Below are 4,758 nucleotides of genomic sequence, written 5' to 3' on the forward strand. Positions count from 1 at the left end.
TGATGCCACCGCCTATGCGGTCCATCATGCCGTGCAGCTCCTCAGCCGGGAGGAACGCGCCATAGACATCCTCGAAATGCCCTTCTATCGCCTCGGTCCCGCCGGCTTGCTTACGCAGACATTCACGGAGCCTGCTGGACAGGTTCTCGAGATCGAACTGACGCCGGACGAGGTATCACGCAAGCGCTGTATGATCGAAAGCTACGAGACGCAGCGCGCAGTCCTTGAGATGTTCGATATCGCAGTGGAGCGCTATCGTGTAGCTCCCAAGTACGATTTCACGGCGTTGCCCAATCAGGGCCGCCTGTTTTACGAGCAGCAGGATTGGGGGATGGACGGACAGCGGTGGCTGCAATTGGCCCGTTCGGCCCAGCAGCAACTGCGCAGCGAGCATCCAGTGATGGCTTCCTTGCCGTGAGGAGCTATGCCGTATTGCATCCTGAGCGTCGCCTATCCCTTCGCACCGGTTGCACCCGATACGGCGGGGGGCGCCGAGCAGGTGCTGGTCAGCCTGGACGCGGCGCTGACGGCGGCGGGCCACCATTCCATTGTCATCGCCAGCGAAAGCTCGCGGGTCGCCGGCACTTTGGTCTCAGTGCCGATCTCGCGCAACAGGGCGACCAAGGTCGGCCGCCTCGCTGCTGCCGGTAATAGCCAGGAAGAGGGGTATCTGGAAGGCGCGGCGGCGGCCACCCGGATTCAGTGGCGCCAAGCCATCGACTCGGCCCTTGAGCGCTGGCCGGTCGATCTCATCCATATGCATGGTGTGGACTTCGACACCTATCTGCCACCACCGGGAGCGCCGGTACTGGCAACCCTGCATTTGCCAATCGCCTATTATTCATCGGCGGCCCTCGATCCGATACGACCGCAAACATGGTTGCATTGCGTTTCATCTGCTCAGCATGCCGATATTGGACGCAATGCGCATCTTCTGGCGCCGATTGAGAATGGCGTCGATGTCGACAGTTATGCCTTGGATATCGAACGCAGGGATGTTGCGCTGATGCTCGCCCGGATATGTCCGGAGAAGGGCATCCATCTGGCCATCGAGGCGGCCAAGCGCGCCGATATGGCGTTACTGATCGCAGGTGCGCTGTTTCCCTACGAAGCGCATCAGCGCTATTTCGAGACGGAGGTGCTGCCACGTCTCGACGAACACCTCCGCTATATCGGCCCGGTCGGCAGGCTGGGCAAGCGTCGGCTGCTGGCGTCGGCGCGCTGCGTGCTCATCGCCTCGACCGTCGCTGAGACGAGCTCACTGGTGGCACGCGAGGCGGCCGCCGCCGGCACGCCGGTTGTTGCCCTTGCCCGTGGAGCCTTGCGGGATACGATCGAGCCCGGCCGCACAGGTTTCCTGGTCGATACGGTCGATGAGATGGCGGTCGCCATGACGAAGGCCTCGACGATCAAGGCGGCGCTATGTCGCGATGTCGCACGCCGGCGCTTCGCCTTGGAACCGATGATCCGCGGCTATTTCGCCGCCTATGGCGGGCTGATCCGCCGTAGGAGCCCCTCGCATTATCGGCGTGTGGCATCCTGATGGCGATCGATATCCGCCTGATCCGTGACTATGACGCCCTCGCGGCCCTGGAGCCGGCATGGTGGGAGCTCTGGCGGCGCTGTCCGCAAGCGACGCCATTCCAGTCGCCGGCCTGGCTGCTGCCATGGTGGGAGACCTTCGCGCCGGGCGATCTGCATGTGGCCGCGGCCTGGATGGAAGAGAGGCTGATCGGCTTGGCGCCCTTCTATCTCGAAAAGGGTGAGAACGCTGGGCGGCTGCTGCAGCTGGGCATCGGGACCAGCGACTACCTCGATCTGCTGCTTGATCCGCAGGCCGACGAGGCCCTGGCTGGCGATCTTGCCCTTCGTATCGCGCAATCCGCCCCTGGCTGGGACGAATGGGAATTGACGGAATTGCCGCCTTGGGCATCGGCGAAGCAGCTGCCGTGCCCTGCCGGATGCGACGAGGTGATAGAACCGGCAAGTCAGTGCTATGCCGTCGAGATCGCACCGCGGCGGCGCGAATTGTCAGCTCTCTTGCCCAAAGTCAAGCAGCGCAAACTGCGTATGGCAAGAAGGCGGTCCGCCAGACGCGGTGAGCTTTGCATCCTCACTGCCGACAAGCAGAACGTAGCGGCCCTGGTTGATGAGCTTGTCCGGCTGAACCGCCTGCGCCAGGCGACGCTTGGCCATGATGACATCTTCGCCGATCCGCGCCTTGGCCAGTTTCTCCACAAGAGCGCCGAGCCGCTTCTGATGACCGGCATCTTACGCTTGTATGCCCTGATGATCGGCTCCGACTTGGTCGCCGTCTACCATGGGCTGCAGCATGCCGGCCGCACCTATTGCTACTTGAGTGGTTTCGATCCGGCATACGCCTTCGAGAGCTCCGGCAGTGTCCTGCTCGCCTCTGTCATCGAGCAGGCGCTGGTCGAAGGCGCGACGCAGATCGACTTTCTGCGCGGCTCGGAGCGCTACAAGGCGGAATGGGGCGCCGCGCCGCGCCGAAATCAGCGCCGCCTGTTCCGGCGGCAATGGGCGCGGCATGTGGCGGCGTGAATGCCGAACGCTGGAGGACCTGCCGGAACCCCTGCAGGCCTGTGCCCGCGGAGCCCTGCCGGCCAATGTGGCATTGATGCAGATGGTGCAGGCCGCGCAAACCCGCGATGATCTCGAGGCGGATATCGATGTCGCCATCGCGCTGTCGGAACAGGCCGACGAGAGGGCGATGCGGCAGCGGCTGCAAGCAATCCGGAAGCTTTGGCGGGAGACGCCGGCGGCTTGGGATACGCTGCGGACCGTGCTGTCGCTTGTCGCCAAACCGCACCAGCCGGAGCATCCATCGATCGACCGATGGGCGGCGATCTTCGACGAGGTCTGTGCCGTTTCACCGGAGGCCGGCGTTGCGCTCTATTCCCTGGGCAGAACCGACCTGCTCGATGCCGCCACGGCGGAAATCGTCGCTTACATGCGCGACCGGGGACTGCTCGGTGCCGACAAGGCAGCGCTTGAGATCGGCTGCGGCAACGGCCGCTTTCTCAAGCCGTTGGGCAACGAATTGCGTCTGATGGTCGGGATCGATATTTCGATGGGCATGCTGCGCCAGGCGCGGCAACGCTGCGCTGGTTCTACCGGCGTTGCTTTGATGCGTGGCTCGGGGCGAGACTTGGCGGCTTTTGCCGATGAAGGTTTCGATCTGGTCTGCGCCGTCGACAGCTTTCCCTACCTGGTCGATGCCGGTGTTGCCGCGCGCCATATAGAAGATGCAGCGCGGCTCCTGAAGCCGGGTGGAGCCCTGCTGATCGTCAATTATTCCTATCGTGCTGACCGCTCGGCTGATCGTAAAGAGCTGTTGCGGCTGGTGGTGTCGACCGGATTGGAGCCCGTCTGCGACAGCGCGGTGCAATTCCGCCACTGGGATGGCGTAGTCTTTCAGTTCCTCAAGCGATCGAAATAAGAGGAAGCCCTCTCGGTCCAGTCACGCAAAGGCGAGCCGGCAATGCCGATCAGATGACCTTGTTCAGCCCTGCGCCGCCAACGCCAATGACGACGACCGATCCGCCGATCGCCACCTGTGCGTCGGTGTTGACGACGCCAAGTGCCGTCGTCACGGCGCAGCCCAATAGCGGTGCGACCTTATGGCTGATGGAGCTGGGTACAGGCGTTACGCGGTTCTCGGAGACGACGGCATAATCATTGAACGTGGTCACCCAGCCGGCATTGAGCTTCCGGCCGCGCCATGCATAGGCCGGCGTCGGCGATTGCATCCCCCTGCCAAGCCGCCGATGCATGACGACAGTATCATCGCTTTTGCAGGAAATGAGGCCGTCCCCGGTTTGGATGACGGTGGCCACGGCCTCGTCGCCAAGCAGATGGGGGTTTGTGTCGAGCGGTGCATTCCATGGCTGCAGGACTGGGTAAATGAGTCGAAGAATCCTGACAGCCCGCTAAAGATCCATTGGCTGTTCTATGATCGGGTCAAGCAGGACACGCCCGCCGTCGTTCGCGTGGTATGCCAGGCGCTGGACCTGCAGCTGGCAGACGAGAAACTTGAGACGGTGCACAGCAATCTCTTCCAAGGGGATGACAATGCCTGGTTGCAAGACGTCGGCGATGAGGGGCGCGACCGCATGTGGAATGCGATGTCCCAGGAAATTCGAGACCTGCTGTCACCTGTTCCCTGACGCCGACGGCTGAGGCGATGGCCTGGCAGCCGCCTAACCGTCAGTCTGGCGAGACGATCTTTCGTCGCTCAGAATGGTGCCGCTCAGATCGTAGGCGCCGGCTTTCTCGATCTTCACCTTGACCATGTCGCCGACCTTCACGGTGGCGGCATTTTTTATCTTCACGATGCCATCGATCTCCGGCGCATCGGCAAAGCTGCGGCCAATCGCGGTGGTCCGCTTGGTCTCATCCACCAGCACGTCGAGCGTGCGGCCGACGAAACGCTTGAGCCGCTTGGCGCTGACCTTCTGCTGGGCAGCCATGAAGCGCTCCCAGCGCTCCTGCTTGACCTCGTCCGGCACGTGGTCAGGCAGATCGTTCGCCGCGGCGCCTTCGACATTTTCGTATTTGAAGCAGCCGACGCGGTCGAGTTGCGCTTCCTGCATCCAGTCCAGCAGGAATTCGAAATCCTCCTCCGTCTCGCCGGGGAAGCCGACGATGAAGGTGGAGCGGATCGCCAAGTCCGGGCAGATCTCGCGCCATTTGGCGATGCGCTGCAGCACCTTCTCCTGGTTGCCCGGCCGGCGCATG

General features: G+C 62.9%; 7 protein-coding genes. 5 read left to right on the top strand and 2 right to left on the bottom strand.

Translation table 11 applies throughout. The annotated features are described in order from the left end of the window. The 4 genes from VF194_RS10260 to VF194_RS10275 form a co-directional block, all read left to right on the top strand. A partial coding sequence (locus VF194_RS10260; RefSeq protein WP_330890641.1) for a hypothetical protein occupies positions 1-418 on the top strand: 418 nt, incomplete at its 5' end. A gap of 81 nt (positions 419-499) precedes the next feature. Further along, complete coding sequence (locus tag VF194_RS10265; protein ID WP_330890644.1) at positions 500-1,543, top strand: glycosyltransferase; 1,044 nt, start codon at positions 500-502, stop codon at positions 1,541-1,543. A 158-nt stretch (positions 1,544-1,701) separates the two neighbouring features. Beyond that, positions 1,702-2,562, top strand: coding sequence for a GNAT family N-acetyltransferase (locus tag VF194_RS10270; protein WP_330890646.1), 861 nt, complete (start codon positions 1,702-1,704; stop codon positions 2,560-2,562). Then, positions 2,549-3,460, top strand: coding sequence for a class I SAM-dependent methyltransferase (locus VF194_RS10275; protein WP_330890648.1), 912 nt, complete (start codon positions 2,549-2,551; stop codon positions 3,458-3,460). Before VF194_RS10270 ends, VF194_RS10275 begins: the two co-directional genes overlap by 14 nt. A gap of 49 nt (positions 3,461-3,509) precedes the next feature. Here VF194_RS10275 and VF194_RS10280 read toward each other — a convergent pair whose 3' ends face one another. After that, the gene (locus tag VF194_RS10280; protein WP_330890650.1) at positions 3,510-3,794 is read right to left on the bottom strand and encodes a hypothetical protein; all 285 of its coding nucleotides are present in this window, start codon (positions 3,792-3,794) and stop codon (positions 3,510-3,512) included. On the opposite strand from VF194_RS10280, the gene VF194_RS10285 reads away from it, so the two are divergent. Beyond that, positions 3,789-4,187 carry a hypothetical protein gene (locus VF194_RS10285; protein ID WP_330890652.1) on the top strand — a complete coding sequence of 133 codons (399 nt, stop codon included), beginning with the start codon at positions 3,789-3,791 and terminating at the stop codon, positions 4,185-4,187. The two genes, VF194_RS10280 and VF194_RS10285, sit on opposite strands and share 6 nt — an antisense overlap. A 33-nt stretch (positions 4,188-4,220) precedes the next feature. Here the strand turns inward: VF194_RS10285 and VF194_RS10290 are convergent. Beyond that, positions 4,221-4,758: TRAM domain-containing protein (locus VF194_RS10290; protein WP_330890654.1), on the bottom strand; the 538-nt coding region annotated here is incomplete at its 5' end.

The organism is Ferrovibrio sp., assembly GCF_036381655.1.
GTDB lineage: Bacteria > Pseudomonadota > Alphaproteobacteria > Ferrovibrionales > Ferrovibrionaceae > Ferrovibrio.